Annotated in this window: 3 protein-coding genes; all 3 read right to left on the reverse strand. The window is 76.1% G+C overall.

The window, feature by feature from the left end:
• On the reverse strand, positions 1 to 519 hold a 519-nt coding region (locus D8M29_RS11160; RefSeq protein ID WP_370450172.1), incomplete at its 3' end, for a heat shock protein transcriptional repressor HspR.
• On the reverse strand, positions 516 to 1,493 hold the full coding sequence (locus D8M29_RS11165) for a J domain-containing protein (RefSeq protein WP_036337106.1): 978 nt from the start codon (positions 1,491 to 1,493) through the stop codon (positions 516 to 518). The genes D8M29_RS11160 and D8M29_RS11165, both read right to left, overlap by 4 nt.
• A 70-nt stretch (positions 1,494 to 1,563) precedes the next feature.
• Entirely contained in the window at positions 1,564 to 2,226 is a 663-nt protein-coding gene (locus D8M29_RS11170; RefSeq protein WP_010080231.1) for a nucleotide exchange factor GrpE, read from the reverse strand.
• Between the last annotated feature and the right edge of the window lie 235 nt (positions 2,227 to 2,461).

Below are 2,461 nucleotides of genomic sequence, written 5' to 3' on the forward strand. Positions count from 1 at the left end.
CCCCCCACACTGCGGGGCGGGGAGCCGGGCGGGGCCGGGCCCGGCGGCGGGCAGCGCGACGTAGCGGTGGCCGGTCCGTGCCGCGGCCTGGCGGCGGGCGGCCATCCGGTCGGCGTACCGGGCCGAGACGTCGCCGCCGGAGCCCACGGTGAAGACGCGGGCCAGGCGGGAGGCGTGGTGGAGGCGGTCCACCTGGGCCGCCAGCTCGACCACGGTGTCCTGCAGCTGCTCGACCTCGCGCTGCAGCGCGATCACGCGGCGGATGCCCTCCAGCGAGATGCCCTCGCGGCTCAGGGCCTGCACGGTCTGCAGCCGCTCGACATCGGCCAGGGAGTAGCGGCGTTGCCGTCCGCCCTGGCGGGCGGGGACCACGAGGCCGAGCCGGTCGTACTGGCGCAGGGTCTGCGGGTGCATGTCCGCCATCTCGGCGGCCACGGAGATCACGAAGACGGGGGCGTTCCGGTCAAGACCCGGCTCGCGGCCCCGGTCCGCGCGGGCGGCGCCGTCGCGGGCGCTCACCAGGCGGCCTTCCGGGCCAGCTCCCGCCGCGGATCGTCGCCGGCCAGGGCGGACTGCAGGGCCTCGATGGCGGCGCGGGCGTCGTCGTCGAGCTCGGTGGGCACGGTGACGTGCAGCTCCACGAGCAGGTCACCCGTCGTCGTCCCGCGCTCGACACCGCGGCCCTTCAGGCGCAGCACGCGGCCGGACTGGGAGCCCGCCGGCACCTTCACCTTCACGGGGCGCTCCAGCGTGGGCACCTCGATCGTGGCGCCGAGGGCGGCCTCGGGGAAGGTGACGGGCACGGTGATGCGCAGGTCGTCCCCGTCCCGGTGGAAGAACTCGTGCTCGCGCACGTGCACGGTGACCAGCAGGTCGCCGCGGCCGGCCGCACCGGGCGAGCCCTTGCCGCGGGCCCGGACCTTCTGGCCGTCGCGGATGCCCTTCGGGATCTTCACCTCGATCGTCTCGCCGTCCGGGGCGCGCAGGGACACCGTGGTGCCCTGGATCGAACCGCGGAAGGAGATCGTGGTGGTGGCGGTGCGGTCCGCGCCCTTCGTGGGGCGCGGCCGCGGGTAGCCGGCGTCGCCGAAGCCGCCGGTCTGGCCGGCGGCGCCGCCGAACATCCCGCTGAACAGGTCCGACAGGTCGGGCCCGGACTGCGTGGTGCGGGGGCCGCCCCCGCCGCCGAACATGCCGCCGAAGACGTCCTCGAAGCCGCCGCCGCCGGCACCGCCCGGGGCGGAGAACCGGGCGCCGCCGCCCATCGCACGGATCGCGTCGTACTCCTGGCGCTCCTGGGGGTCACTCAGGACGGCGTACGCCTCCGAGATCTCCTTGAACTTCTTCTCGGCCGCCTCGTCCCCGGGGTTCTGGTCCGGGTGGTGGGTGCGGGCGAGCTTGCGGTAGGCCTTCTTCACGTCCGATTCGGAGGCGTCCTTGGACACCCCCAGGGTCGCGTAGAAGTCCTTGTCCATCCAATCCTGCGAGGCCATGGTGCCTCCTCTCGTGTGCATCGGTCAGGGGGGGTCGGCCGGCGGCGGGGTGGGCCGCCGGCCGACGGGGTCACTCGTCTCCGGCGGAGACCATCACCTGGGCGGCGCGCAGCACGCGGCCGTCCCGGAGATAGCCGTTGCGGAAGACCTGGACCACGTGGTCCGCGGGCACCTCTGCGTGCGGCTGGCGCATCACGGCCTCGTGCACGGCCGGGTCGAACTCGACGCCGGCCAGCGCCTCCTGGTCGTGGCGCTCGAGGCCGAGGCCGGCCAGGGCGGTGTCGAGCTTGGTCGCGATCGCGGCGAACGGACCGTCCGTCAGGTCGCCGGCGGCGCGGGCGGCGTCGATGTCGTCGAGCACCGGCAGCAGCGCGGTGACGGCCTTGACCACACCGGCGTCCCTGGCCAGGTCGCGGTCGCGGTCCACGCGACGCTTGTAGTTCACGAACTCGGCCTGCAGCCGGCGCAGGTCGGTCTCGAGCTCGGCCTCGCGGTCCGAGGCCGCGGGCTGCGGCGCCTCGGTCCCGGCCTGCGCGCCGGCCTCGTCGAGGATGCGCTCGGCCTGGGCGAGGGCGTCGCCGTCCTCGGCCTGCTCGGCCGCGCTCTCGGCGGAGACCCGGGGCTCACCGGTCTCGGGGTCGATGCGGCGACGGTCGTTGAACACGATGGGCTCCTCCTCGGAGCCGCGCTCGGCATCGGAGGAGCCGTGCGGACGCTGCTGGTCGGCGCTCATGGTGTGTCCTTTCGAAGCGGGTGGGCGCGGCGGGTCCGCCGCGCGGGGGGGTGGTGCGGGAAGGCCGGCGGGCCGGCCCGGCAGGGGCGCGGCCGGGCCGGCCCGCCGGCGGCGTGGGCCTTCGGGGGGGGCGGGGGTGGGCGCCCGCCCCCGCACCGGGGTGGCCGGGCTCCTTCTCGTCGTCCTCCGTGCCCCCCCCCGCGTCCCCGTGGGCCTCGTGGCCGTCCTGCGGGGG

It is taken from the genome of Micrococcus sp. HSID17227 (assembly GCF_003989405.1).
Taxonomy (GTDB): domain Bacteria; phylum Actinomycetota; class Actinomycetes; order Actinomycetales; family Micrococcaceae; genus Micrococcus; species Micrococcus luteus.